The organism is Mesorhizobium sp. M7A.F.Ca.CA.002.04.1.1, assembly GCF_004022805.1.
Lineage (GTDB): Bacteria > Pseudomonadota > Alphaproteobacteria > Rhizobiales > Rhizobiaceae > Mesorhizobium > Mesorhizobium ciceri.
Genome location: NZ_RZPL01001250.1, coordinates 1 through 625, shown reverse-complemented (window position 1 = coordinate 625; position 625 = coordinate 1). Strand labels below are relative to the sequence as shown.

1 pseudogene is annotated in these 625 nt (G+C 66.9%); it reads left to right on the top strand.

The features are described 5' to 3' along the window. Positions 1-625, top strand: a pseudogene (locus ENZ75_RS33620) (PAS domain-containing sensor histidine kinase); the annotation flags it as partial.

The window sequence follows — 625 nt, the reverse complement described above, 5'->3', positions numbered from 1 at the left end:
ATGTTCGGTTATCCCGACATCGAGGCGATCATAGGCGCCTCGGCGCAGTTGCCCGTGATCGCCAGGCGCCAGATCATGGCGACCAGCGGATTTCCCGAGATTGGCAGCGACCGCGCCATCATGGTGCGGCTGGCGACCGGCATGACCAGCCGCGCCGTCGGCTTCCTGGCCAGTGCGGTGACCATGCCGGACGCCGAGAAGGCGATCATGCTGGCAGTGCCGGCGGCTCAGACAGGGTCACGCAGTGCCGGCGAAATCGCCGCGCGCGCCATTAGCGGCTTCACCGAGGATGGTCATTTCATCGCCTTTGTCGATGCCAGGGGCAACGTTGAGGCGGCCTCGGAAGGATTTTCGGCACTGGGCATCCTGCCGGAGACGCTGGCAGCACTGGTTGCCGACGTCGCAGCCGAGAGCGACCGCATCGTCAAGCGCCTTGTCCCGGGCGGCACGGCCTCCTACCCGGCGGGGCTGGCAAGATTGACCGAGGAGCGGCATCTGCTGGTGGTGATCGACGAGGACCAGCTCGACGACACAGCCCCTGCGGGCGAACACCTCACGCAAACCATTGCCGAGGCGGCACCAGCTGGCGATGCGGCTTCGCAGCCGGAACAGGGTGGCGAGACGC